The following is a 25,844-nucleotide window of genomic DNA, read 5'->3' as shown; positions in this document are numbered from 1 at the left end:
AATCCTTACTTTGTTTCTTCACTTACAACTAACGTTCGTATTTTTTAATGGTTACATAATGCACCTAACCATCCCTAAGATCATTTTGATTTTCCGATATGAGTCAGATCTACTTTTACTTTTACTTTAATATTCAAGTTTGAATAAGTCATATTCCAGTTCATATTGTTCCATCTTTCATATGATAAATGATTGCGTACCACCTTTCCTATTCCGATAGGATCTGTTTGAACTTTTTGTAATTTGGCTAACAGCTTTTCTGAACTGGTTAGTATATATTTTTCAACCTGTTTTTCCAATTCTCTTTGATACTGCTCTTGAGTTATATCCATGGTGCCTGTGTATTCAAGGACGCTTCCTTTTACATCTAAAATGACTTCGACCGACATATTTCCTGTGTTCATTTTTTTATCATTTTTAGAATTAATATTATTTAACAAAAGCTGATAATTTTCTCCTGACTCTTCAGGATTCATATTAATCATTAATCTGCCATTTTTGATGTCACCCATTAATAAATTAAAGATCTGTGTTTCACTTAAGGTTAGGCGTGTAACATATTGATCTCCTTTAAAAATACCCAATCCTTTTAATTCAATGCTCTCGCCTTCAGATGAAAAAACGGGTAGTACCGGATCAATACCATCGTCATAATAATCTCTTAAAAAACGATATTTATTTGTAATAAAAGCTTTATTTTGTTTGCCCGCCTTATCCAAGAACGTGTAAAGAAACTCAGCATTATCTTCGACAGAGGGTAACTTTTTTTTAAGTAAATTCCCTGCATTTCCCTCCACGATAGCAAATTTAACGCGAGTTCCGATTTCTGGATCCCTTGTAAATGACTTCACAACATTGATAAGACCTTTTTTCAACAGTTCCTCACCAAAGAGAATCGTACCCTGACCTCCAACTAACTTTAAATTCGTTAAATTTTGGATTTTTAGGAAAGTATCATGAACGGATTTACCATTTGCAGTAAGCGTCATTGTATCAACCAATCCTTCTTTAGTAACAGTGGGAAAAAGGACTGTTGTTCTAATTGGATTTACATCACTTTCCGACAAATCGTAAGCACCAGCTTCAAGTATGGCCAATTCTTCAATAATATTTCTTTCTGCACAACCTGTTACTAACAAACAGCATATTGCGATCAATACAAGTTTTTTATTTTGCATGATCTGTCTCCCTAGGCATCTTTTTTTTAAGAATTTGAATAGACAGGTTGCATAATACGAACATAGGTAATGCCCAAGCAATTCCGATTGAACAATTACTCAACAAGTTCAACCATTTTTTAACATCCAACAGAGAATCTGGAATCAATGCAAGTATAAAACCGCTTGCTAGTATGATAATAATCCAAACATTAGGTTTTACACTTTTTACCATATTCCCAAAAAATTGCTGAGCTCCCCAATAATAAATGATAGTTGTTGATAATACCTTGAAGGCATACACACAAAAACAAAGATTCTCGGCGCGTGAAATGAATGAAACTTCTGTATATTCAAACAATGTCATAACGGGGTATAGATCATTTAATATTTGATCGAAGCTAAAAAAGCCAAAGCTTATACAGGTGATAATTAAATAAATGAACGTTGAGAGCATATTTCCAATAAAAAGTGCTTTCGTCCATTTTTTTTCAACAAAAGGGAAAAAAAGAATGGAAACTTCAATACCTAAGAATGCTGAATAAACATGAAGAGTCCCCTTGAAAAAATCTGTATCTCCTTTAAAAATGAAAGGCGTGAAACGTGCAAAATCAAATTCTGGAATAAGGTAAAAAAGCAAAACAATCATTGGAATCACGACGAAGAATAAAGCCACAAGTGCTTTAGCAATATGGTAGATTCCACCTCTTAATAATAGAAAACTAAGAAGAGTAAAGAATATGACAAAAAATATGGCAGGTAATGTTGGATAAAACATTATTTTCATGATGAAGATATATTCCCTCATAATCATGCTTGCCATTCCAATCCAAACACAAATGATAAACAAATAGAAAGGAACCATTACCCACTTGGGAACTGTTGCCTCTATGATTTCAAATATTGATCTTCCTTTGCCCAGCTTATAACTTATTGCAATCATCGTAATATTCATATTAACGAGTACGAAAATGAAAATAATACTTAACCAGCCATTTGTTCCAAAATATTCGGCAGTTACTCGAGGTAATGTATACAAGACAAGCCCATTTTGGATGCTATAGAAAAGTAAAGACAGTTGAAGTGGATTGAGCCGTTCTTTCATATTGTCACCATTAATTCCTCTCATTTTCACCATCGTTTTGCATCAAAGAATGTTTCGGTTGCTCCTTTTTAATTTTATAAAAAGGCCCTCTCACAATGCCCTCCATCAAATTTTTGAAGAAGGTGGCAGAAACAGGCTTAACATAAGGTGCTGATAAATTTGTTAACCCGGTTAAGTGGATGATAACTATTCCTAATGCGAAGAAAATGCCGATATTACCCAAAAATCCTGCCATTACAATAAATAGGAACCTAATGATTCTAACGGAAGAACTCATAATATAACTGGGTACTATGAATGAAGCTATCGCCGATACAGAAACAACAATGATTAAGATATTGCTGGTAACCCCAGCTTCAACAGCTGCTTGGCCAATCACAATACCGCCTACTACGCCAATTGTTTGACCAATTTTTGTAGGCAGCCTCGCACCCGCCTCTCTTAAAAGTTCAATTACTATTTCTAAAAACATAGCTTCAACGAAAGGTGCAAAAGGCACTCTACTTCTAGACTGCATAAGGCTTTGTAGTAGGGATTGTGGAATCATTTCGTAATGAAACGTACAAATAGAGACATAAAAAGCTGTAAGTACTAAGGTAATAAATAAAGCAAAGTATCGTAGAATCCTAACCGCTGTTCCTATAGTCCAACGCTGATTATAGTCATCTGGTGACTCGAAAAAATCAGAGAAACTGGAAGGCGTACAAAAAATGTTTGGACTATCTTCGACAAGTCCAATTATCTTTCCAGCATATAGTTTTGTCACAGCAATATCTGGTCTTTCCGTGGTATAAAATTGAGGGAATGGGGAGTTTTGATGATCATCTAACATTTGAACCAAAACATTGGAGTCAGTTATGGAATCAACTTTAATCGATTGAATCCTTTCTTTCAGCTGATTCACAACATCCATTTTTGCAATACCCTCAATATAGATGATAAGAACTTTTGTTCTTGAAATTTCCCCGACAGATAACGTAATCATTTTTAAACGAGAACTTCTGACTCGTCTTCTAATCAACGATACATTCGTTTTTAATGCCTCATTAAAAGAGTCATGTGGCCCACTGATTACAGTTTCTGTTTCAGATTGTGAAATGGCACGTTCTTCAAATCCAGACACATTTATTAAATAGGTATACTCCCCAGTGAACATTGTCACATTGCCGTCTAATATTCCTTGTATGATTTCCTCTTGATTATTTACTTGTTTATAAAGGGATTGTTGAAGGGAATTTCCGAAATCATTGAATGACATTTCTCTTAATGGTGAAAGTATTTCCCACTCTAATGTGTTGGAATCTACTAATGAATTTAAATATATAAGGTGAATGGTACCTTGATGAAATGAACGGTGAACAAGGTCAAAACTATCCCCGAATTTCGCAAGTGTCTTTTCCATATTAGCTTCTGTTTTTGTTTTTTCATTAGAAGCTTTTATATTATTCGACTCATGCATATGATGTGGATTCCTAAAATCTGTATCTGAATCCTTTAGGAGAATTTTTTTGATTTTTGTTCGAAAGCGCCACATGTAAGTACCTACCTTTGAAAATAACATTTGTTATAATATGAACCATAAATCCTACAAATATGTATATAGACACCAATATCAGCTTTATAGCCCACCCCCCAAGCATTCGCAGACGATTGGCATCGGATGGGAGATTAGGTAACGAATGATGGATCAATGGAAAAATACAAATAGAAAAAAGTTACAATCGCTTCTTTTTGGAAGGAATTGCAACTTTTCTATTTCGATGAATTTTATTTGGAGCCTCTCTTTGAGAGGCTATTTTTCACTTTTGCTATTCTTGGGACAATAATCTTTTATAAGTAGATAGGGTTGCGAAGTGCAAACCTTCATGGTACAGGTTATAGCGGAGCGATTGCTCTGGAGTTACTCGAGCGAGTCCCGTGGACGTATTAATCGCGGCTACATTTTCGTTCAAGCGATCCATCGGATACTGCTTGCGAATTCTATCCACGTTCCATGGTTATCAATCCCTTCTTCATATATTGTGAATTAATGGTTTTCGTTATGCTCCAAAAATCTCTCGACATCGATAGCTGCCATTACACCGCTACCCGCCGCAGTAATCGCCTGACGATATTTGTTGTCCTGGACATCTCCGCATGCAAACACGCCATGAAGGATCGGCAAGCCAAAAAGCCGCCTAAACCGGCGGTTCCTAGAGAAAAACGTATTCAAAAACTGGAGGAATCTGCGGTCTATGGCCTGACATGGAGGCAAGTTAAGCACATTCCGATGAAATCATTTTAAGTCACATTAATCCGAAGTTGCATATAGACTTTTTCATTTGGATTTATTCAACACAACAATAAGATCCTCTGTATTTAACTGATCATTTAAAAAGACTGTTAATTAACGTTATATATCTGAAGATAATCGCGTAGAGATCTCCTCGACTTCATTCCTATAATAGACATGAATGTAAATTCATTGTACAAGGAGAGATGTTATGAGAGATAGGATCGCGAAATGGCTAATTGTGTTCATGCTATTGTTAGTCGCGTTGCCAGCCAACGCGGGTATTGGCGTTCAAACTGCGTATGCGGAAGGTCAAACCTACGAAGCAGAGGCGACAGTTAATCTCCTAGGTGGAAACGCATCAGTGGTTGAATGTACCGGATGTTCCGGAGGTAAGAAGGTAGGCGGTCTCTATCAAGGAAGCTCGTTGCAATTTAACGGCGTAACAGTAAACGAAGCTGGAAGTTACAAGATGTCGGTTTCTTATATATCCGGCGATCCCCGTTCGGTGAACATCCATGTAAATGGAGGGAGTGCGGAAAATTACGATTTGCCCAAAACGGTGGACTGGAGCACGGTTGGCACGTTTGATATTACGCTTCAACTCAATGCTGGTGCGAATGCCATCGTGTTTGACGACGGAAATTGGTATGCGCCGGACATTGATAAAATCTTGATTAGTCCCGCTGGTACGCAGAATCCTGGAGATGGTGGCGGAGGTGATCCACCTCCGGTATTCGCTCAGAATTACGAAGCGGAGTCTGCTATCAATTTGCTAACAGGCAAAGCTTCGGTGTCTAATTGCGGGTCATGTTCAGGAGGTAAGAAAGTCGGCAACTTATATCAAGGAAGCGCATTACAATTCAATCAAATCCAAGTGAATGCTCCCGGTATCTACTCGGTGAGGCTTTCCTATATTTCCGGTGATCCTAGGTCTGTTCAAGTCAGTGCTAACGGAGGGGCATCCGAGCTGTATGATCTGCCGAAAACGACGGATTGGAATACGGTCGGTACATTTGACGTCGATCTTACTTTACAGGCGGGCAGCAATACGATTATCTTGTCTGATGGCAATTCGTATTCCCCGGATATCGATAAGATCTCTGTATCCCCCAAAAGTGTAACCTATGAAGCAGAAGCTTCCACGAACACACTTGGTGGCAAAGCAAGCATTTCAAATTGCAGCAACTGTTCAGGAGGCAAAAAAGTCGGCAATTTATATCAAGGCAGCTCCCTGCAATTTAATGGGGTAGAAGTGGCTTCAACAGGGAATTATCAAGTTACGGTTTCTTATATTTCTGGCGATCCTCGCTCTGTACAAGTCAGTGCAAATGGTGGAACGTCGGAGACCTATGATTTTCCCAAAACACCGGACTGGAACACAGTGAATACGTATGTGATTCCTTTGGCTCTAGTGGCTGGCAGCAACACGATCCAGTTCGCTGACGGCAACGGCTACTCCCCGGATTTGGATAAAATCGTCGTCGGTCCGAAGATTGTACAAGATCCTGGTGATGACGATCATGTCGACAGCAGTCTTGGCGAACCCGGCGAGTCGAAACAGTACGGTGCCATTACCGTAACACATTATACGTATGGCGCGACTTTTTCGAATGGTGATACGACTATTACGTACCATACGGATAGCGGCATGGCCGATTATTCATGGAAGGATGCCAAAGTTGTAAAAGGCGTTTACGGCAGCTTACAATTGGGCGAGCTCGTCACCAGCAAGAGTTATCCACAGCATACCTTATCAGACGCGGCGATCGTCCCCGTTCATGACGGTTTCGGCGTAGGAATTCGTTTTACTGTCATCAACGAATTGCCTGGTAAACCTACGCTTCATCAAATCTATACCTTGTATGAAGGGAAGAACTTCTTCCTGACTCAGTTAAAAGCGGCTAACACCGCATCCATGACGACGAATACCATAGCACCTATTGTTGTGAACAATAGTGGCGGCGTGGATATTGGCAGCTATGCGGATAATAGAGCGCTATTTGTCCCTTTTGATAATGATAATTGGATACGGTATAAAGCTCAATCGATCAACACTTCGAACACGGGTTATGAAGTAACGGCTATTTACAATAATGTGAATCGGAATGGTCTCGTGATCGGCTCTGTCACGCATGATACGTGGAAGACGGGTATCTCCTGGAACGGTTCCAATAATAAATTGAACAACCTCACGGTGTATGGCGGAGCATCATCCAACATTACACACGATACTGTGCCTCACGGAAGCATTTCGGGTGTGGAAGTAACATCACCAACTATGTTTGTCGGCTACTTTGCCGACTACCGTGATGGTCTCGAGGAATACGGGCGTGCGAACGCCGTGTTTACTCCGCCATTAAGCTTCCAGGGCTCAGTTGCCCACGAGGTTCCGGTAGGCTGGAACAGTTGGGGAGCCTACGGCAGCGATCTCACCTACCAAGATATTATCGACACGTCGAATTATTTCAAGGAGCACCTACAAAACAAATCTTTTAACAACAAGGGCTCACTCTACATTAACTTAGACTCCTATTGGGACAATTTAACGGATACTCAGCTGCAAAATGCGGTGACAGCCATTCACCAAAATGGTCAGCAAGCCGGTATTTATTGGGGACCCTTCGTCTACTGGGGCACGAATATGAGTCAGACGGTTGAGGGGACGAACAATCAATATACGTACGGAGACATCGTATTGAGAGACAGCACGGGGAAAATCTTCCCTACGCTGGATGGCGCCTATGCACTTGATCCGACTCATCCGGGTACGAAGGCACGAATGGACTATTTTTTGGGTAAATTTAAAGCTTTAGGTTTCACGTATATTAAATTGGATTTCTTAACGCATGGTTCTTTAGAAGGGAAGCATGCCGACCCGACTGTAACCACCGGTATTCAAGCTTATAATCAAGGGATGGCGTACGTGAATCATGTCATAAATGGCAGCATGTTCATTAGCGAATCGATTGCGCCGTTATTTCCTAGTCAATATGCGCACAGCCGTCGAATATCTTGTGATGTATATGGCAAAATCAGTGAAACCGAATATGAGCTGAACTCGCTCACCTATGGTTGGTGGCAGAACGGAACGATTTATCCTTACACCGACCCAGATCATATGTCGTTGTCGAGGGCTAGTTCCATGGATGAGGCGCGCAGCAGAGTAAATTCTGCCGTTATTTCGGGTACGGTTTTCTTGAATTCGGATGATGTGCATAATGAGACTGCTCAAACCTACATGAACGAATTATTGACAAACAAGGCAGTCAATGAAGTCGCTTTACTAGGTAAGGCTTTCCAAGCAGTGGAAGGGAATACGGGAGCGAATGCGGCCGAGACTTTCGTGTTGAATCACAATGGCACGTATTATGTGGCTGTCTTCAATTACAGCGGAGCTTCCTCTGCGACGAAGTCCATTGATTTGGCCCGTGCTGGATTGAATGGCGCCAGTAACTATCTACGAACGGATCTATGGACAGGAGCCGAGGATAAGGTGAGCGGTATGCTGAATGTAACCCTGAAGCCCGCCGAGTCTAAACTATTTAAGCTTCAGCTAGATACAGTACCTCCTACGACCAACGTCATCTTCGACGGGATCAGCGGTTCCGGCACTTTTACCAATAAAGACATCAAGATGACCTTCAACGCAGTGGATCAACAAGGAGGCACCGGCATACTGTTGACTGAATATCAGCTAAATAGCGGAAATTGGGTAACGGTTAATGGACCTGTTACGCTATCCACGGAAGGTGCTTACAGCGTTCATTATCGTTCGAAGGATCGATACGGCAATGTGGAGGCATCCAAGCAAGTGACGGTAGGCATCGATCGTACAGCACCCGTTGTCCAAATAAACGGTCCATTAACAATTTGGCAGACAGATCCGTTGAACCTATCGGTTCAGATCACGGATGCGTTAAGCGGTATAGGCAGTAGCAGTATTCAACTAGATAAGAAAAACTCGGGCAATCCAGTTCAAGCTGTTCCTGCATCCTTAACCGTTGGAAACCATGTGATCGAGATCATCGGGACGGATCTGGCCGGCAATGTGACGGCAAATACGTATACGCTGCAGGTAGAGATGGATACCAATCATTTCATGGATCTCATTAATATCGGTGTTGCGAATGGTTCGATCACAATATCAGACAAGGGCAAGGAGTTGCTTGCCAAAGTGGAAGCGATTGTGCGCAGCCATAATAAAGATGCGACTGTCCTGCAATTAAAAGCACTGCGAATCTTTGTGCAAGTATTAACTGCCGGCAAGAAGATCACCAAAGAATTCTCTGACATCCTTATTGCCGATATTGATTATTTCATCCAAAAGACCAGTAAATAGCTAAAACAAAGGGGCTCTCGCGAGAGCCCCTTTGTTTCACAAGTCGCATTTATTAACCATGTTAAGAATGAATACCGTGCAGAGGAATACGAATTTGCGCCTTCGTTCCGATCCCAAACTTGCTATAGAGATTAACACCGTATTCGTCGCCAAAGGCTAATTTGATCCGCTGGTCAACATTAGTAATCCCGTACCCCGAAATGTTATCGGTTTTATTTAAAGCACGTTCAAGAGTTTCAGGCTGCATGCCCATCCCGTCGTCGATCACTTCCAGATAAATATCGCAATCATCCCTGTACACTCTAATGATGATATTAATGCCCATTTCATCGTCCCAAACAGCATGATTGATGGCATTCTCTACAAATGGCTGCAAGGCTAGTTTGACTGTCTGATAAACAAGGACAGAATCATCAATGTCATAATGGAGTCGAAGCAATCCTTCAAATCGATGTTGTTGAATGGCAAGGTAATACTTCGTGAGTTTGATTTCTTCACTGATGGGTAATATCATTTTTCCTTTATTCAATGAAATTCGATAAAACTTAGCGAGGTGCGAGACCATTTCGTTAATTCTGTTATCCCCATGCTTAATGGCTAATGCCGAGATAGAAGCCAGCGTGTTATATAAAAAGTGCGGATTGATTTGGGCTTGCAGCATGTTCATTTCCGCTTCTTTTTTTGCAATTTCCTTTTTGTAGACCTCATTAATCAATTCTTTGAGGCGACCTGTCATCTTGTGGAAGGCAAAGGATAGCTGTCCAATTTCGTCATGCCCCATAAACGTCATGCTGACATTAAAATCCTCCCTTTCTACCCGTCGGATGACTTGAAGCAGGGATTCGATTCGTTTGGTGAAGAACCGTGAGGTTATATAAATTAATACAACGGAGATCGCTATACTGCTTAAAGCCATGAGTAGAACTCGTTTAGAGGCTTTTTGAGCATTCGTCATGAAGCTCTTGTAGGGGATAACGGAAATCGTTTTCCAGCCATTTTTAATCGTATTGTAAACGACGAGCGATTTTTCACCATTGTATATGCTGTCAAAGCTTCCTGATTTGTTCTCACCAAAAGTACCGGGGATCAAGGTGTCGATATTTTGATTCAGATACGCTTTATTGCGGTTGGATAAAATATTGCCGTTCTCATTGACGATATAAATATCTTTATGTTTATCTTCTTTCTCCATGAGCCGATAGATGTCGGCTTCGGCAATATCGAACGTAAGAATACCGTAAGGAAAGTTAAGGCTGTTGTTATTGAGCAATCGTGCTAGGGTGAATACAGGCTCAGTGGCATCTGTATTTGTGGAAACACTGTAAGTCACATTACCATGAGAGTTGGCGATAGACGCGTACCAATTGGTTGCTTTGGCTGCAGCATCAATTCGCTTAATATATACGCTATCCGCAGGAAATGTGGTATTGCTTATGTAAATGGATACCGCCCGAATATCGGGATTCGTTGCCAATACATTTTTCATTACATTATTGAAGTATATGTAGGAATCCACGTACTCTGTTTCGTCTTCAGAGTAATCTTTGATCAATAGCAGACGTAACGTATTATCCAAATAAAGAGAAGCTGATATTTTCGAATAGGAATCAAGTTTCGTTTCCAAGTTCGTGTTAATTTGATCGGTCGTTGCAATCATATTGGAGTAGATTTGTGTCGTTAACTCCTGTTTGGTCGTGTCATAGGAATATTTGACGAAAAACAATAAGGGTAAGATGGAAACGATGCAAAAGACGGCGAATAATTTACGATTCAAATTGAGATTAAGAAACGTTTTGGCTACAAATCGGAGTGGCCATGGCAATCGTCTCTGTTTCATAAAAGTTTTTTCCTGTATTCGTTAGGGGTCGTTCCTTTGAACTTTTGAAATACGGAGCAGAAATAAGAGACATTTTCGTATCCAACGGATGCAGCAATCTCATGGATTTTTTTGGATTTATCCTTTAGTAACTCAGCTGCATGATGAATGCGTATGCGTGTCAAATATTCCAATATCGTTTCTCCCGTTTTTTCCTTAAATAAAGTTCGTACATAATTGGGTGACAGATACACTTGTTTCGCAAGATCCTCGATGGTTAACTGTCTGCTGAAGCTGTTGTCGATAAGACTAGTAATTTGATGAATAATATAAAGATTCTTGTCCTTGTCCTTTTCTTTCATAAGAGAGAGGATGGCATGACAGACACCCAAAATGTGATTTTCAATTTCATTGATGGTTGAACAATTGGCTATCCCCTTCCAATCGTCGACATACATGGCATTCACGGAGTCACCACCGATAATATTGGTAAAATGCTGCTCGATGGCGGTAATAAGGCGCAATGAGCTTGAGCAGACTAGGTCTCGATCAACCTTGGAGGTGCGCAATTCGTTAAAGAAGTCATGAATAACAGTGCTGGCGACAGCTTCTTGTAAATGGGAAATAGCATGACAAAGTGAAGCAATTGCCTGTTCAGGGTTCACCTCTTTGTACACCGGCTCGACAGCTTGATCGGCCCTTATACATGTCCCCAAGCCGTAATAAAACTTGCTTTCATTCGCTCGTTTAGCGCCATCATATAGCTCGTATAGGCTATCCCAGCCCAGCTGAACGTCGGAGACACCGATTGAAATGATCGCGTTGTTGCTGTCGTTGATATAGCGAATCAGTTGCTCTGCTGCATGGTATAGCTCGAGTGACGCTGTATCTTGCTTATGGCAGAGAAGTAGGAAGGTTCCTTCTTTCATTTGACAGAGAAAGGAACGAGGGATTTCCGCCTGTGCGAAATTGCGGATCTGTGTTACGAGCTCCACACCATAATGGTTAACAGGGTCAATAGTTAGGTAGATCAATTGAAAAAGACCGCTTGAAGGGATCGAAGATGGCAGCAAGACTAGTTTCTCGATCCATTGGGATCTAACCAGAGGACTACTTTCCTGCACCAGCTCCCTCAGATAGGATTCTTTGAGGACTTCCGAGGTCTGAGAGGAAATCCGGAATTCCTCACACTTCTGTTTCACTTTCTCCATTAAAAGTTGAAGCTCTCCCATATCAAGTGGCTTCAATAAATAGCCGATCGCTTCAACCGACAGCGCTGCTTTAATATAGTGAAATTCATCGTGACCACTTAGGAATACGATTTGGACATTGCGATTGATCTGTTTGGCTCGCCTGCTGAATTCCAGGCCGTCCATAATAGGCATACGGACGTCTGTTAATATGATATCAGGTCGAAGTTCTTCCATGCGCTGAAGCGCTTCTCTACCGTTCTTCGCTGTGCCAGCGACACGAATACCCATGTCACCCCAGCGAACGTAATCGGCGAGCATCTCGAGTTCCATTCTTTCATCGTCTACCAGCAGTATGCTGTACATTGAGAGCGCTACCACCTTTCTAAACGCCAGTTATAACACCATTTATTGTAAAACGTATAGCTCAAATAAACAATGACCAAACCCAAGGATCGTTCATTTGGAGTACGTTTCGGAGGATGTTTGTATAGAATTGTTAATTGCCCATTCCTATAATGAGAATATACAAAATGATGATGGTTGTGATCGAGCGGCATTAGCCGTCGCAGCCTGGAAAAGGCGGGTTAACTACATGGAAGCGCGACTCAGAAGGATGAAGAGCCAAAAATACTTATACGTCATGATCCTGCCGGCTTTCATCTCTACCCTATTATTCTCGTATGGTCCGATGTTCGGCTTATACATGGCGTTTATCAATTACTCGCCTGGTGGAGGTTCATTTTTTCATCAGTTTTTTACAAGTAAGTTTGTCGGTTTCGAGTGGTTTCGGTACTTCTTTACCAGCGGTGATTTCTATATCATTATGCGGAATACGATTGCGCAAAGCTTCTTATCGCTGTTAATCGGATTTCCGGCCCCCATTCTGCTGGCTTTAATGCTCAATGAGGTGAAGACGGGTTTATTCAAAAAAGTGATGCAAACGGTATCCTACTTACCTCACTTTATCTCTTGGGTCATAGCAGCAAATATCATCATCACACTGCTTTCTTCACAGGGGCTGATCAACAAGATATTGATGCTCCTGCACATCACAGAGCAACCGGTGCAATTTTTTCAAAACGGTCATTATTTCTGGGGGATCATTGCCGTCTCGAATATGTGGAAGGATATGGGGTTTAACGCAATCATGTATTTGGCTGCAATAGCCGCTATCAATCCCGAACTATATGAAGCAGCAAGAGTTGACGGGGCCAGTCGCATGCGCCAAATGTTCCATGTAACACTTCCGTCTTTACGCCCTACGATTGTCATTCTGGCTATTTTATCCATAGGGGGTATTTTGAACGCGGGGTTCGATCAGCAGTATTTATTGCAAAATAACACGATCTTGAAATATTCGGATGTTATCGATACCTATACGTACCGTTACGGATTGCAAAATGGCATGTTTTCTTATGGAGCCGCTGTAGGGTTGTTCAAATCAGTCATTGCCTTCATCCTCGTGGTTAGCGTCAATTCGTTATCCAAGCGAATGAATCAGCAGTCATTGTTCTAACTAAGAAAAGATAAGAATGGGTGGGTTTACATGAGAACAAAATCGAAAGGCGATGTTTTCTTCGCTTGGTTCGTTTATGGGTTCCTCTTACTGATGTTTATCGCAACGTTCTACCCCTTCTGGAACATTCTTGTACTTTCTCTAAATAGTGCAGAAGATACGATCCGGGGCGGCGTTTATTTCTGGCCAAGAGATTTCTCCCTGACAAGCTATGCACAGATTCTAGGCGATCAGGAAATCATTAATGGGCTCAAAGTGACGATAGCACGTACACTGATTGGCACGCCACTCGCTGTTCTGGTCATCTGTCTGCTTTCTTATCCGCTGAGTAAGCGTGATTTGGTCGGTGGTAAATTCATTACACTGTTTTTCATATTCACGATGTACTTCGGCGGCGGCTTAATCCCTTACTATATGATTCTAAAGAGCCTGCACCTTATTGATACCTTCTGGGTGTACATTGCACCAGGACTTATGAATGTCTTCTATATGATATTGGTACGTACATTTATTCAACAGCTTCCTGGGGAATTAGATGAATCAGCGAAGATAGACGGTGCGAACGATCTGCAAATCTTCGTTATGATCATATTGCCTTTAACAACGCCAGTGCTTGCAACAATAGGTTTGTTTACGGCGATCGGTCACTGGAATTCTTGGTTCGATTCCTATGTATTCACGTATAAGCCCGAATTGAAGACCTTGCAGGCGGTTCTGGTCAAAATTTTGAATCAGTATCAGACGTCTTCTATGGTGTCGGATGCGCAGCAAATGGCGGATTCGGCCAAACGTCTCGCCGTATCATCGGATTCGATCCGCATGGCGGCAACGATCGTCGCAACGCTCCCGATTGTTATTGTGTATCCATTCCTGCAAAAGTATTTTGTCAAAGGGATGACGGTTGGAGCAGTAAAAGCCTAATCAGGTTCATATTTCTGAAAGGTGGTGGTTGGGCGCATTCGTATAAGTTAGGACATTATCCAAGTAAGTCATGCATGCAGACATGTTTCAAATACATTCAGTCAAGGGGGATTTTATTTCATGTTCAATACGAAGAAAACGTTCAATGTGCTGATTTCAGCGGTTCTTATGGGTTCAGTCATTGCTGGTTGTACGACCAAGGAAAATACAGCTTCCTCCAGTGATAAGCCAGCAGCCACAACCGATAACAAAGTAAATGATATGACACCGATAAAAATGACTTTTTTTGATAAAAATACGGGCGATGCGTTTACCAATGAAGTTGCTAAGGAAATTACGAAACGAACGGGAGTCACGATTGAAATTCAGCAGCCAACCGGTAATCCTTCCGAAAAGCTGAATCTGATGCTCGCCAGCAGCGATCTGCCGGATCTTGTTCTAATGGACCGCGGAGATATCGTTAGTAAGTACATCGCTGCAGGGGCGATTATTCCACTGGATGATCTCATTGCGAAATTCGGCCCTAACGTTCAGAAAATGTATGGGGACACTTTGAAAAAGACGCGTTTTACCGACGGTAAAAACTACTATCTTTCTAACTGGTACGGCCAAGAGAATGAGCCTGTATTCGGCATAAATATGCGGAAGGATTGGCTGAAACAGATTGCTCCTGACAAAGCTGAAGGAGGAAAGCCGTTCACGACAGATGAATTCGAAGCTCTACTGAAGGATTTTAAAACAAAGCTTGGTAAGGTAGATGGCAAAGACGTATACCCGATGAGCTTCAACGGTGAAAACATGGGCGCTGTGCTCGGAACGTTTAAAGGCATGTGGGGAATGAGAGTGTACTACGAAGATAATGGAACGCTGAAATATGATGTGAAGGATCCGAAATATAAGGACATGCTGATGTATATCAATAAGTTGTACCGTGAAGGTTTAATTGATCCAGAATGGCCTGTCAACAAGAAACAAACGTGGGAGCAAAAAATCTCGAAAGGGCTCGTATTTGCCTCACCTGGCGCTTATTGGGATTTCGGCACGCCTAACGGTGTACTGAAGAAAGAAGGCGGCATTGAGAAGCAGGTTTATCCGTATAAAATTGTCGGACCAGGCGTTGACCCTGCAAAAACGACCTTAGGGCCAAAAAGCTCGCTTGGTTGGGATGCAATTGCAATTACAAAGACGAATAAAAACCCTGAAAGAACGATGAAACTCATTGACTTCCTAGCTAGCGAAGAAGGGCAATACCTGCTGATGTGGGGAATTGAGGGAGTGCACTGGGATCAGAAGGACGGTAAACATACACCGCGTCCAGAAGTACTTCAAGGTTTCAAAGACGATTGGGATAACTACGCTAAGAAAACAGGTATTCGCAAATGGACTTGGTTCGTGAAGAACGGTAAAGGCTCCGATGGTACGCCGTACGATTTGCCGGGACGTTATCAACGTAACGAGATCGACCAGATGGCACTCAAGAACTTGTCCGATACAGTGTGGGAAACAGCGGCGTATGATAATCTCGGCCCTGCCGGCGGCACCCCGGATGCGCTCGTCAGTCAGAAAATTTCAGATATCATGAGTCAGACCATTACGAAAGTGATCATTTCCAAAACGGAAACGGATGCAGCTGCACTGTTCGATAAAATGCTTGCCGATATGAAGGCAGCAGGTGATGAGAAAGTGGAGAAAATCATCAACGATAACTACAAGAAACGCATGGATCTTTGGAAATAAAAGACTAATTAGGAAGCCGAGAGACTGCTCCGGCTTCCTTCTTCATTTAAATAGGCGTGAAGGAGCGAATCATGATGATAGCGAGTACGATTATCTTTCAAGAGTTAAACGGGAAAGTGGTTGTAGAAAATGGGGTGTGCCGAATTGTCGTCGATTTGGCAAGCGGATTAACTGAATATGAATGGGATTCCGGGAGCCGCTTGAGCAGCGCTTACAGTGCAGCGCGGATCGACGGCAAATACCTTGCTTCGACCGAATATTCGGAGCACAAACTGGTCGGAACGCAAATGATCCAAGATGATTTCGGCAAGGGCTGTTGCTTCTCTGTGATTCATTCCGCTGAGCCGCTACCGGATATGAAGCAGATTTTTTGGCTCTATGAAAAAGCGCCATATTTTTTCATTCAAGTCGAGCTGGAAGGTGAATCGGAAGCTTTGGAGACGAACTATATGTCTCCACTGACGGTGAATCCAGCAACAGGATCATCAGCCATTTCTTTGGATATGGAGGAAAAGGAACTACGTGCGCTGTTGGTACCTTTCGATAATGACAAATGGGTTCGTTACGAATCTGTCGCCATGCCGAATCAGCTGGAAAGCTACGAGGTAACGGCTATTTTTGAACCTGTATCGAGAAATGGGTTAGTTGTTGGTTCTGTTACCCATGATACTTGGAAAACCGGTATCAAAGTAGTCGGATGTGAGGGAACCGCCATACATCATCTGGAAGTATATGGTGGAGCAGCAGGTGAGTACACGCGCGATACCATTGCTCACGGTATGCTAATCGGCAAAACAATTGCTTCACCGCGCATCTTTGTGGGCATGTATGCGGATTACAGGACCGGACTGGAGGAATACGGAAAGGCCAATGCCGTGATAGCCCCGCCACTTCAATGGAACCACGGCGTTCCTTTCGGATGGAATAGTTGGTCGGCGGCAGGGGGAGAACTCGACTATGAACTTTACACCCATACGTCGGACTTTTTAAAGAGTTTGCACGATGGCGGGTTTCATAATCAGGGAACTGTCTATATAAACTTCGATTCCTTTTGGACGAATTTATCCCAAGAGCAGCTTGAAAACGCCGTGAGTCATGTTCGAAATAATGGTCAAAAACCAGGCATATATTGGACACCTTTTGCATTCTGGGGGAAAGATTTCGATCGAGTTGTGGAAGGTACTGATGGCAAATATACGTACCGAGATCTTCTGCTAAGAGATGATCAGGGGCAAATTTTACCTGAGTTGGACGGAGGGCTTGCGATTGATCCTTCCCACCCTGGTAATCTGATGCGAACGGAGTGGCAGCTTGAACGGTTTGTAAAATGGGGCTTCGAGTATATTAAACTCGACTTCCTTGGACACGGTGCATTAGAAGGCAAGCACTTCGATAAAGAAGTTCGTACAGGACTTCAAGCGTACAACCTTGGTATGGCCTTAATCAGGAACAGGCTTGATCCCATGGTTATCGGGCGACCATTCTTTATTAATTTGTCTATCGCACCGATGTTTCCACATCAATACGCGCATAGCAGACGCATTTCATGTGATGCTTTTGGCACATTGGAAGATACGGAGTATATGTTGAATTCACTCACCTATGGTTGGTGGATGAATGGGACCCTCTTCCCTTACAATGATCCGGACCATACTGTACTCTATAAAAGCTTCAACCAAGAACCTACGATGATACAGGAAGGTAGAAGTCGTCTGAATGCTTCCTTAATAGCCGGGACGGTTCTCCTCATGGGGGATGATTTCCGAAATGAGGAAGCAAGAACTAGGGCAGAGGACTGGTTGAGTCGACCTGAGCTACTACAAATTGCAGAGACAGGAAAAAGCTTTGTTCCAGTTGAGGGAAATACAGATGCTGCTTCTGATAGTGTGTTTTTCAAAATGACGGATAACGACTGTTGGATAGCCGCGTTTAACTTTAATAAAGATGCAATGATTGAGAAACAAATATCCATTGAACGTTTGGGCCTGCCCAAAAATGCGACGTATTGGCTGCATGATCTTTGGGAGAAAACTGTCCTTCAGTCAACAGGAGATATAAGCGTTCAATTAAAACCGGCAGAGTCTAAGATTTTTAAGTTGATTTTGTAGAAGAAATATAAATAACTGACGCCACCGAATTTCTCCGATGGCGTCAGTTGTTAGGTATAGCAGGTTACTTATCTATCTCCGTCTCCGTTTTCTCAAAACCGATATAGTTGCCGTAAAGTTCTTCTAACGCAACACCTACATGTTTGTGAGACTTTTGACCTTTCAAATCTGATTTTGCACCGTCACGTAGAGATCTTGCTCTCATGGACGAAGCAACAACTAGCGAATACTTGCTACCAATTTCAAGTAGTTTATCAATTGAAGGATATAACATTTAAATTACCTCATCCATTGTATGATTTTTTTACTTCTGGACTATGACAGAATTAAATATACTCCGTCATTCCTTTTTCTTTTAGCAGGTCTACGATATCTTTGACAGATTGCGCTTTGTCTTTGGGACATATTAACAGTGCATCCCCAGTATCGGCAATAATGAAGCCGTCTATGCCAATTGTCGTGATTAGTCTTCCATTTCCGTATATGATTGAATTTCGTGTATCTATACCCATATGGTTAGCTTTAATAATGTTTCCCGATGGATCTGGAGGGAAGATCGAACCGAGCGCATCCCAACTGCCGATATCATTCCAGCCAAATTGGCCAGACAGGACAACGACTTCATCGGAACGCTCAAGGATCCCGTAATCAATCGAAATATTTTGAAGTGTTGGATAGATGTTAGTAATGATTTCATCTGCTTGATCCGTGCCTAGATAATCGCTGATTGGAAGCATTGTCTTATAAAGCCGTGGCAGGTAACGCTTGAAATTATCTATAATGACGGAAGTTTTCCAAATGAAAATGCCGCTATTCCATAAATAATTACCGGATGACAGATAGCCCTGGGCTTTCTGGAAGTTCGGTTTTTCTACAAATTCAGATACTTCGTATACAGCCACAGGATTTGAACTAATAGGTTCTTTATCAAAAGCGATATAACCGTACCCAGTCGATGGAAATGTAGGCTTAATTCCGATGGTAACGATTTTATCCGTCTCCATTGCGACCGTACAGGCTTCGTCTAACGTAAGCCGAAATTGTTCTTCATCGGTTATATAATGATCGGAAGGTAATACGACCATTAAGGAATCTCCGTGTGATTTCTCTATAGATAATGCCGCGAAAAGTATGCTTGCAGCTGTGTTTCTGGCAACGGGCTCGATCAAAATATTGCTTTTCGAAACACTGCTATGCATGATGCTCTCCATCAAAACGGCTTGAGAACGATTCGTAACAATAACGGTATTTTCCTGAGGGATGATGCCTTTGAATCGTTCGATCGTATCGTTTAGCATAATATCATTCCCGCTAATATTTAGAAGCTGCTTTGGAATCTCTTGTCTAGACAGTGGCCAGAAGCGGGTTCCGCCCCCGCCTGCAAGGATGGTAGCAAATTTATTCATGATGCATCACCAAATGGGCAATGGAGAAGGAAATGATGCTCTCAGAGCCTTGATTAAGGTTCAGTCCAGTGGCATGGATGCCATCATAACAAGCTCCTGTTTGAGGATCTATGAGAGAGGTTTGTAATGAATTATGGCCTAAATACCACTCATAGCATAAGGCAGCTATCCTCAGATAAGCTGGGTCTTGGAGCACGATCGCGGCTTCTTTACACGTAAGAAGCATTTCACAGGCTTCAATGGGCTGTTCATCGTAGAGTGCAGCTTTTTCATCACGCAACTGCCAGCCATGGCTGCCAATCGGTTTATAATATCCTTCTTTAGCAAAGGTTTTGGATACTAGAAAATCCAGACTTTCTTTAGCGGTTTCCTTGAAACCAATGTTATTGGAGATATGTGATGCTTTTAAAAGTGCCCATGGGAGCATGGAGTTTCCGTAGGTAAGGCTGTCTTCAAACCAATTCCAACCGTTTCCCTTATTACGTACATATTGATTGTGCAGTCGGGCCGCTATTTTTTCGATCAAATTGATGATGAATGCTCTTGGTAGAAAGGCCTTTTCTTCTGCGGTATTTGGCGTGTGGAGATAGGGGAAGGAGTAAGTTAAAGCATTAGGAGTTTCTATTAAATAACTTAGACCGATTATCGCATAGGCTCCCGCACGAGGAGATCCTAGGTTTTCGATATGTGGTAATGCCTGATTGATTAAATAACGACATGTATTAAGTACATTATCTGGCAGCAGGGAGGAATGGGTGAGGGCGAATCCTAATGCCCATAGTGTGCGTCCTTGACAATCCTCGGAGCCGCTATCCTCGATAAATGAGCGGTTATAATTCATGAAGTTTCTAAAATTACCATCTGTATTCTGTGCATGGTGAATGAAGGATACATAAGTATGAATGAGATCTAATGTGCTGGCATCTTTTTGGCTGCTATACAATAAAAGGGCTGCGATTAAAGCCCGTGCGTTATCGTCGGTCGTATAACCTTTGGAACGGTCGGGTACTCCAAACTTGGTATGTTGAAAAATGCCCGTATCATCTGTTATCCTTCGCAGATAATCAGCCTTAAAATGCAGTATCGTTTGTACTTGCATTAAATCACTCCTAAGTGTTTTACTTTAGTTGATTTTGAATCAATTGTTTTTTCTTGGAAGATGGCGGCATAGGTTTTGGCAATTTCGTTCCACAGCATGGTTCTTCCGAGTTCGAGCGTACGATTTTCCATTTCCGTTATTCGAGTAGGATCATTCAGTAATTGAAGGATGCAAGCCTCCAAGGATGCTGCATCGCGGAAGTTAGCAAGTAAGCCCCTGCCCTCTGCCAGCATTTCCTCGGCATATCGGTAAGGTGTGGAGACAATAACCCTTCCATAACCGACTCCATACGCCAATGTTCCGCTAACAGCTTGATCCTTTCCTAAATAAGGAGTCATATAAATGTCTGACATGACCAGGGATTGAATGACTTCATCTTGTGATAGAAGCTTGTCGACGAAGCGAACGTTATGCGTTAAATCAAATTCTTCAACAAGATTCATCAGCTTTTCTCTGTACACTTCGCCTGTTTCTTGTTTAACGACCGGATGAGTTTTCCCCCAAACGATATAGAGAGAATCCGGATGTTGTTTGACCACTCCCCGCATGGCTTCAATGCTATACTCAATGCCTTTGCCAGGGCTTAAAAAACCAAAGGTGGATAAAATTTTCCGATCTGCAAAGCCATACTGTTCTTTAAGCTCTGATCTTGACCCGGTTTGGACATGGGGGACGCCATGGTGAATGAAAGCAATTTTGGCGGCATTAACGCCATAAATGGAGATCAAATCAGTTACCGTAGACTGCGCCATCGTGACAACGGTAATACTTAGCTCTGCAACTCGATTCATGATGTGACGCTGCTTGGCAGAAGGTTTCGTTAACACGGTATGAAAAATGACGACAAACGGTATAGTCAGTCTCTCGACGAATGGAATCAAATATTCACCGCTTTCTCCGCCGTAAATACCGAATTCATGCTGAATAACAAGAAGATCAACGTCTGATGTGCTAAGATAATCGGCTGTCTCTATATAATCGGATAGCTTATGTTGGCTAATTTCCCTCATCACTTGCTCTTGATAGTCATAAGTTTCGTTGTTATTGATTGCAATAATACGAGGCTTGTTAAAGCCTTTGATGTGCTGGAGTTCATCTAATAGATCTTGTGTGAATGTAGCTATGCCGCATTCTCTCGGTAGGCTAGTACCTAGAAAAACGATATTCCGATTGCTGCTTGTAAACTTCATATAAGGAGCCTCCATGTTGGAACACGATTTTTGGAACACAAAAAAAAAGAATCTAAAGATAGATCTTTAATTCTTTTGAGGGAAGGAGTATGATATTTTCAGAAAATTCAAAATTATTTCTTGTTCTCACTATAACATGACCATTTTTTCTTGTCAATTTATTGACTCTCCATGACATACCCTATATATTTATTGAGGGGGTGTATGTGTGTCAGTCATACGCAGTAAATTAAAAGAAGTCATGGAAAATCACGATCCTAAATTATCGATACGTAGGCTCGCTAAAGAGATTAACTACCACTTTGACTCCGTTCGTCGTATGTATAAGGATGAGATGGTACAGTATCCTAGGGATTTATTGCTAAAGCTTTGTCTGTATTTTAATGTCCAGCCTGGGCAGCTCATTGGCATCGAAATGGATGTAGAAAGTGATTGGACGATAGATGCATCGATGGATTATCAGGAGGACGTCAATGACAAGGAAATCGATTAAAACGGAGAGCTGTAAACAGCTTCTGGAAACGTTTTATGCAAGCCCTCGAGAATCAAAAGTACAGAAACTAGTGTTCTCAGGGGTTGGAAATCGCGATGTATACAATATAACGGCCCCGTTTCAGTACGACGGGGAGGAAGTCATCTTAGGAAGAGTTGAGGAACGGGATAGCGAGTTCTCTCAAGTCTTCTTTTTTACATGCAAGAATCAGGTTTGGAGCCCCCGAATACATACACACACGTATAACTTACAGGATCCATGTATGACCATCATCAAAGGTGAACTAATCGTTGGCGGAGTTGAAGTCATTACAGCTGTCGATAATCCAAGTAAGATTGTGTCGTGGGTTACTCAATTTTATCGCGGATTTCAAATAGATACATTATGTCACTTCTCGTCTGGACCCGGTACGATGAAGGATATTCGACTCATTGAGCTTAAGGACGGTAGAGTAGGTGTATTTACTAGACCGCAAGGAGAAAGAGGCGGAAGAGGTCAAATTGGATTTACAATCATCAACTCGCTGGAGGAGCTCAATGAGCAAACCTTTGTCGATGCAGAAATTCTTAGAGAGCAATTCGTCTCCGAAGAATGGGGTGGTGCGAACGAAGCACATTTACTGAGGAATGGTCATGTGGGCGTACTGGGACATATAGCTTGCTTCGATACTGTTGGAAATAAGCATTATTATTCCATGGTATTTTCGATAAACCCTGAGACCTGTGAGAAAACACCAATGAAAATTATAGCGACAAGAAGTGATTTTCCAAGAGGTCCTGGCAAACGGCCAGATTTAGAGGATGTCATTTTTAGCGGTGGGCTTATACGGTCTGGCAATGGCCGTGCAGTCCTTTCTGTTGGTGTTAGCGATGCAGAAGCTTATCAGATAGAGATCCCTGATCCATTTCTGGAGTATGAATAGGAACGAGTGGATTTTCATCAAAGTTTGACTAGATTTTATGGTCATGTTATAATCATTTTGACAAGAATTTATGGTCAAAGAGAGCGGGAAACAAACAAATGAGTAAATTTATTCAATTGAACAAGCGCACTGGTGAAACAAAGTCCCACATGAATCAAGCAAGAAAACAGGGACGCATCCCGGCTGTGTTGTATGGGATTGGTAAAGATACTTTGTCTGTAGAAGTAAATGAAAAAGAAATGCTGGATATTTTGAAAAAAAATCCACGAGCTATTCTGCAGGGCAATACATCCGATGAGAAAGTAATTCCGATCATCGTTCAGAGCGTTCAAAAGGATGCAATGTCGGGCAATCTGCTGCATATCGACTTTCATCATGTGAACATGACTCAAATAATGGACAGCAAAGTTACTATTCAGTTTTCTGGAGAGGCAATCGGAGTTAAATCCGGTGGCGTTCTGCAGATCGAAATGTATGAAGTAGAAGTTCGTTGTATGCCTGGTGATTTGCCAACTTCCATGGAAGTGGATATCAGTGGCCTTGATACTGGCGACAAGCTTCTCGTTTCTGACCTGATCTTCAAGGATGGCATTGAAGTGTTGACGGATGCGAATACGGTTATGATTCAAATCAAAACCGTGCATGAAGAAGTCGAAGCAACAGCCTAGAAAAAATCATCCCCTTACCGCGGAGAGTATTTAAGTTCATGAGGAGCTTAGATACTTCCTGCTGTAAGGTTTTTTTGTTTTTTTACCTTGCGATAAAGAAGCTTGAGGAACGTAAGTTGAACAAAATCGGAAAAGCTTAATTTATATGGGTTTTGGTGGACATATCAAAATTACAGCGAGGCGGTTTTTTATCGTGATAATGTCAGTAAAGAAAATTGTTTAGCAAGGAAACTCGGCATATATGGCATATCATTTCGAAGCCAAGCAACGATTACACCAATTAAGGCTGAAGAACCATACCAAATGGCGATGTCGTTTTGAATATTTGCAGTTGAAGAACAGGGTTGACTTCGCGTATTTTCCAACTTTTCAATAATCAATTCTGACAGCAAATTCAACAGCCGTTCTGTAAAGATCGGAATACGATTAGTAGCGAGAGTGGCTTTGTAAAATATAGCGTTTTCAGCAATATGCTCAAGAAGTTCCACCAAAGAATCTCTGTCCTCTATTGGAGTCGGACGTGTTGATGTTTTGTCACGAAGAATCTCATAAATGTTTTCGATCATTTCTTCTGAGATTTTGTCCACCATATCAGGAATATCCAAATAGTGCAGGTAAAAGGTAACGCGGTTGATCCTAGCGCGCTCTGCAAGGCGATTTACGGTTATTTTCTCAGGATCCATTTCTTGAAGCAAATCAACATAGGCATCCCTAAGCAATTGACGTGTACGGAGTTTGCGGGGATCTATTCGAGTTGCTTCTTTATCCATTTCTATCCCATCCTTTAAAATACTGAGATAATCATTAATTATTATAAATAGTGCATTTATTCCAATATTTCCGGATGAGCCCACTGAGTGGGAGTAAGCTTACCGGCGCTTGACCCCGCATCGACAGTGATAGCTGAACCACTAATATAACGAGCCAAATCTGAGGCTAAGAATAAGGCTAAATGTGCAACTTCCTTTGGATCACCTAGTCTTCCATTCGGAGATAGCAACTTTGCATACTGTTGAATAACTTCTTCAGGTGCATTTCCCCAAATGGAAGTCTTGATGGTTCCTGGACAAATCGCATTGACCGTAATGTTATAAGGTGCATAATCGAGTGCCGCACTCTTGGTAAGCCCTACAACGCCATGCTTGGCCGAAGTATAAATAGCCATGGAACTATTGCCTAATATACCAGCTAAAGATGCAACATTGACTACGAATCCTGATGATGACTTCGTCTTGAGGATCGCTTCGATTCCAAACTTCATTCCCAGGAAGACACCCTTTAAGTCAATAGATGTTAACCTATCAAACTCAGATACTGAATACTCATGAGTCGGCCTACTCTCAGCGCTAATTCCGGCGTTATTTACAATACCGTCTAGACGGCCATAGGTTTCAATAGCAAAGTCGACCATTGCTTTTACATCTTCCTCTTGGCTGACATCCGTTCGAAAGAAAGATGCCTCTCCACCTGTCGCTTTAATTTCTTCTACTACCTTAGAACCCTTTTCGGTATTAATATCAGATACAATGACCTTCATCCCATTTTCTGCATAGCACTTTGCAATTGCCTTACCAAGGCCATCTGAAGCGCCAGTAACAATGGCAACTTTGTTTTGTACACTAGTGAAGTCTGTCATGAATCAAATCCTCCTAAAATTCAAATAGATTTAGTAATTCGGGTTTCACAGTATGACTTTTCAGTTTAACTTTACGTCAATCAATGTTTCTTCACTAACGTTTTAACGACTACATTATGGTACTGGAACGACAATTTTAAATAAGTTCTTTTTTATTGTAGGGGCCAAGGGTTCAGGTCTCTTTTTTTCGTTTTTAGAAAGTCGTCAAAACGTTAGTGAAGAGTCGTTGGATTGTTAGTTGCCACTATAGGATCCTTATAAAA

General features: G+C 41.8%; 20 protein-coding genes and 1 pseudogene. 8 read left to right on the top strand and 13 right to left on the bottom strand.

Annotated elements, in window-relative coordinates; all coding sequences use genetic code 11:
• Positions 1 to 80: 80 nt before the first annotated feature.
• The 5 genes and pseudogenes from ACSQ8O_RS25085 to ACSQ8O_RS25065 form a co-directional block, all read right to left on the bottom strand.
• Entirely contained in the window at positions 81 to 1,178 is a 1,098-nt protein-coding gene (locus ACSQ8O_RS25085) for a Ger(x)C family spore germination protein (RefSeq protein WP_436243834.1), read from the bottom strand.
• Complete coding sequence (locus ACSQ8O_RS25080; protein WP_436243833.1) at positions 1,168 to 2,295, bottom strand: GerAB/ArcD/ProY family transporter; 1,128 nt, start codon at positions 2,293 to 2,295, stop codon at positions 1,168 to 1,170. The genes ACSQ8O_RS25085 and ACSQ8O_RS25080 overlap by 11 nt, the downstream gene beginning before the upstream one ends.
• Positions 2,273 to 3,796, bottom strand: a complete 1,524-nt coding sequence (locus ACSQ8O_RS25075; RefSeq protein ID WP_436243832.1) for a spore germination protein — start codon at positions 3,794 to 3,796, stop codon at positions 2,273 to 2,275. Before ACSQ8O_RS25075 ends, ACSQ8O_RS25080 begins: the two co-directional genes overlap by 23 nt.
• A 274-nt stretch (positions 3,797 to 4,070) precedes the next feature.
• The gene (locus ACSQ8O_RS25070; RefSeq protein WP_436243831.1) at positions 4,071 to 4,250 is read right to left on the bottom strand and encodes a hypothetical protein; all 180 of its coding nucleotides are present in this window, start codon (positions 4,248 to 4,250) and stop codon (positions 4,071 to 4,073) included.
• Between the two features lie 38 nt (positions 4,251 to 4,288).
• A pseudogene (locus ACSQ8O_RS25065) lies at positions 4,289 to 4,411 on the bottom strand (thioredoxin-disulfide reductase); the annotation flags it as partial.
• Positions 4,412 to 4,745: 334 nt separating this feature from the next.
• On the opposite strand from ACSQ8O_RS25065, the gene ACSQ8O_RS25060 reads away from it, so the two are divergent.
• Entirely contained in the window at positions 4,746 to 8,876 is a 4,131-nt protein-coding gene (locus ACSQ8O_RS25060) for a carbohydrate-binding protein (RefSeq protein ID WP_436243830.1), read from the top strand.
• A gap of 61 nt (positions 8,877 to 8,937) precedes the next feature.
• On the opposite strand, the gene ACSQ8O_RS25055 is transcribed toward ACSQ8O_RS25060, so the two are convergent.
• Positions 8,938 to 10,713 (bottom strand): cache domain-containing sensor histidine kinase, encoded by a 1,776-nt coding sequence (locus ACSQ8O_RS25055; RefSeq protein WP_436243829.1) that lies wholly within the window; start codon positions 10,711 to 10,713, stop codon positions 8,938 to 8,940.
• Positions 10,710 to 12,248 carry a response regulator transcription factor gene (locus tag ACSQ8O_RS25050; RefSeq protein ID WP_436243828.1) on the bottom strand — a complete coding sequence of 513 codons (1,539 nt, stop codon included), beginning with the start codon at positions 12,246 to 12,248 and terminating at the stop codon, positions 10,710 to 10,712. The genes ACSQ8O_RS25055 and ACSQ8O_RS25050 overlap by 4 nt, the downstream gene beginning before the upstream one ends.
• Before the next feature lie 229 nt (positions 12,249 to 12,477).
• Here ACSQ8O_RS25050 and ACSQ8O_RS25045 point away from each other — a divergent pair, with 229 nt between their 5' ends.
• From ACSQ8O_RS25045 to ACSQ8O_RS25030, 4 genes are all read left to right on the top strand, one after another.
• The gene (locus tag ACSQ8O_RS25045; protein ID WP_056617396.1) at positions 12,478 to 13,401 is read left to right on the top strand and encodes an ABC transporter permease; all 924 of its coding nucleotides are present in this window, start codon (positions 12,478 to 12,480) and stop codon (positions 13,399 to 13,401) included.
• A gap of 30 nt (positions 13,402 to 13,431) precedes the next feature.
• Positions 13,432 to 14,322, top strand: coding sequence for a carbohydrate ABC transporter permease (locus ACSQ8O_RS25040; RefSeq protein WP_056617273.1), 891 nt, complete (start codon positions 13,432 to 13,434; stop codon positions 14,320 to 14,322).
• A 120-nt stretch (positions 14,323 to 14,442) separates the two neighbouring features.
• Positions 14,443 to 16,059 carry an extracellular solute-binding protein gene (locus tag ACSQ8O_RS25035; protein WP_436243827.1) on the top strand — a complete coding sequence of 539 codons (1,617 nt, stop codon included), beginning with the start codon at positions 14,443 to 14,445 and terminating at the stop codon, positions 16,057 to 16,059.
• Between the two features lie 71 nt (positions 16,060 to 16,130).
• Positions 16,131 to 18,167, top strand: coding sequence for an alpha-galactosidase (locus tag ACSQ8O_RS25030; protein WP_436243826.1), 2,037 nt, complete (start codon positions 16,131 to 16,133; stop codon positions 18,165 to 18,167).
• A gap of 64 nt (positions 18,168 to 18,231) precedes the next feature.
• Here ACSQ8O_RS25030 and rpoZ read toward each other — a convergent pair whose 3' ends face one another.
• The 4 genes from rpoZ to ACSQ8O_RS25010 are packed head-to-tail and all read right to left on the bottom strand — an operon-like array spanning position 18,232 to position 21,862.
• On the bottom strand, positions 18,232 to 18,441 hold the full coding sequence (gene rpoZ / locus ACSQ8O_RS25025) for a DNA-directed RNA polymerase subunit omega (RefSeq protein WP_436243825.1): 210 nt from the start codon (positions 18,439 to 18,441) through the stop codon (positions 18,232 to 18,234).
• Between the two features lie 52 nt (positions 18,442 to 18,493).
• Positions 18,494 to 19,573, bottom strand: a complete 1,080-nt coding sequence (locus ACSQ8O_RS25020) for a mannose-1-phosphate guanylyltransferase (RefSeq protein WP_436243824.1) — start codon at positions 19,571 to 19,573, stop codon at positions 18,494 to 18,496.
• Entirely contained in the window at positions 19,566 to 20,672 is a 1,107-nt protein-coding gene (locus ACSQ8O_RS25015) for a glycosyltransferase (RefSeq protein WP_436243823.1), read from the bottom strand. Before ACSQ8O_RS25015 ends, ACSQ8O_RS25020 begins: the two co-directional genes overlap by 8 nt.
• Positions 20,672 to 21,862 (bottom strand): glycosyltransferase family 4 protein, encoded by a 1,191-nt coding sequence (locus tag ACSQ8O_RS25010; protein WP_436243822.1) that lies wholly within the window; start codon positions 21,860 to 21,862, stop codon positions 20,672 to 20,674. Before ACSQ8O_RS25010 ends, ACSQ8O_RS25015 begins: the two co-directional genes overlap by 1 nt.
• A gap of 208 nt (positions 21,863 to 22,070) precedes the next feature.
• On the opposite strand from ACSQ8O_RS25010, the gene ACSQ8O_RS25005 reads away from it, so the two are divergent.
• The 3 genes from ACSQ8O_RS25005 to ACSQ8O_RS24995 all read left to right on the top strand — a co-directional run bounded on the left by ACSQ8O_RS25005 (position 22,071) and on the right by ACSQ8O_RS24995 (position 23,945).
• Complete coding sequence (locus ACSQ8O_RS25005; protein ID WP_244280190.1) at positions 22,071 to 22,355, top strand: helix-turn-helix domain-containing protein; 285 nt, start codon at positions 22,071 to 22,073, stop codon at positions 22,353 to 22,355.
• Positions 22,336 to 23,277: a DUF1861 family protein gene (locus tag ACSQ8O_RS25000; RefSeq protein ID WP_436243821.1), complete on the top strand. Its 942-nt coding sequence runs from the start codon at positions 22,336 to 22,338 to the stop codon at positions 23,275 to 23,277. Before ACSQ8O_RS25005 ends, ACSQ8O_RS25000 begins: the two co-directional genes overlap by 20 nt.
• Before the next feature lie 98 nt (positions 23,278 to 23,375).
• A complete protein-coding gene (locus tag ACSQ8O_RS24995) occupies positions 23,376 to 23,945 on the top strand; it encodes a 50S ribosomal protein L25 (protein WP_436243820.1) in 570 nt (189 codons plus the stop codon).
• A 188-nt stretch (positions 23,946 to 24,133) separates the two neighbouring features.
• Here ACSQ8O_RS24995 and ACSQ8O_RS24990 read toward each other — a convergent pair whose 3' ends face one another.
• Positions 24,134 to 24,715, bottom strand: a complete 582-nt coding sequence (locus tag ACSQ8O_RS24990) for a TetR/AcrR family transcriptional regulator (RefSeq protein WP_436243819.1) — start codon at positions 24,713 to 24,715, stop codon at positions 24,134 to 24,136.
• 56 nt (positions 24,716 to 24,771) lie between these two features.
• The gene (locus ACSQ8O_RS24985; RefSeq protein ID WP_436243818.1) at positions 24,772 to 25,581 is read right to left on the bottom strand and encodes an SDR family NAD(P)-dependent oxidoreductase; all 810 of its coding nucleotides are present in this window, start codon (positions 25,579 to 25,581) and stop codon (positions 24,772 to 24,774) included.
• Positions 25,582 to 25,844: the final 263 nt, after the last annotated feature.

The organism is Paenibacillus sp. LjRoot56 (genome assembly GCF_964253335.1).
GTDB classification, from domain to species: domain Bacteria; phylum Bacillota; class Bacilli; order Paenibacillales; family NBRC-103111; genus Paenibacillus_E; species Paenibacillus_E allorhizoplanae.
Note: the sequence above shows the minus strand (reverse complement) of the source record. Positions and strands in the feature narration are given on the sequence as shown.

Bases quoted from the DNA above. Each gene is read 5' to 3' on its own strand.
- ACSQ8O_RS25060 (WP_436243830.1), top strand. From the start codon at position 4,746: ATGAGAGATAGGATCGCGAAATGGCTAATTGTGTTCATGCTATTGTTA.
- ACSQ8O_RS25055 (WP_436243829.1), bottom strand. From the start codon at position 10,713: ATGAAACAGAGACGATTGCCATGGCCACTCCGATTTGTAGCCAAAACG.
- ACSQ8O_RS25000 (WP_436243821.1), top strand. From the start codon at position 22,336: ATGACAAGGAAATCGATTAAAACGGAGAGCTGTAAACAGCTTCTGGAA.
- ACSQ8O_RS25075 (WP_436243832.1), bottom strand. From the start codon at position 3,796: ATGTGGCGCTTTCGAACAAAAATCAAAAAAATTCTCCTAAAGGATTCA.
- ACSQ8O_RS24995 (WP_436243820.1), top strand. From the start codon at position 23,376: ATGAGTAAATTTATTCAATTGAACAAGCGCACTGGTGAAACAAAGTCC.
- ACSQ8O_RS25080 (WP_436243833.1), bottom strand. From the start codon at position 2,295: ATGGTGAAAATGAGAGGAATTAATGGTGACAATATGAAAGAACGGCTC.
- ACSQ8O_RS25035 (WP_436243827.1), top strand. From the start codon at position 14,443: ATGTTCAATACGAAGAAAACGTTCAATGTGCTGATTTCAGCGGTTCTT.
- ACSQ8O_RS25085 (WP_436243834.1), bottom strand. From the start codon at position 1,178: ATGCAAAATAAAAAACTTGTATTGATCGCAATATGCTGTTTGTTAGTA.
- ACSQ8O_RS25040 (WP_056617273.1), top strand. From the start codon at position 13,432: ATGAGAACAAAATCGAAAGGCGATGTTTTCTTCGCTTGGTTCGTTTAT.
- ACSQ8O_RS25010 (WP_436243822.1), bottom strand. From the start codon at position 21,862: ATGAAGTTTACAAGCAGCAATCGGAATATCGTTTTTCTAGGTACTAGC.
- ACSQ8O_RS25030 (WP_436243826.1), top strand. From the start codon at position 16,131: ATGATGATAGCGAGTACGATTATCTTTCAAGAGTTAAACGGGAAAGTG.
- ACSQ8O_RS24985 (WP_436243818.1), bottom strand. From the start codon at position 25,581: ATGACAGACTTCACTAGTGTACAAAACAAAGTTGCCATTGTTACTGGC.
- rpoZ (WP_436243825.1), bottom strand. From the start codon at position 18,441: ATGTTATATCCTTCAATTGATAAACTACTTGAAATTGGTAGCAAGTAT.
- ACSQ8O_RS25020 (WP_436243824.1), bottom strand. From the start codon at position 19,573: ATGAATAAATTTGCTACCATCCTTGCAGGCGGGGGCGGAACCCGCTTC.
- ACSQ8O_RS25015 (WP_436243823.1), bottom strand. From the start codon at position 20,672: ATGCAAGTACAAACGATACTGCATTTTAAGGCTGATTATCTGCGAAGG.
- ACSQ8O_RS24990 (WP_436243819.1), bottom strand. From the start codon at position 24,715: ATGGATAAAGAAGCAACTCGAATAGATCCCCGCAAACTCCGTACACGT.
- ACSQ8O_RS25045 (WP_056617396.1), top strand. From the start codon at position 12,478: ATGGAAGCGCGACTCAGAAGGATGAAGAGCCAAAAATACTTATACGTC.
- ACSQ8O_RS25050 (WP_436243828.1), bottom strand. From the start codon at position 12,248: ATGTACAGCATACTGCTGGTAGACGATGAAAGAATGGAACTCGAGATG.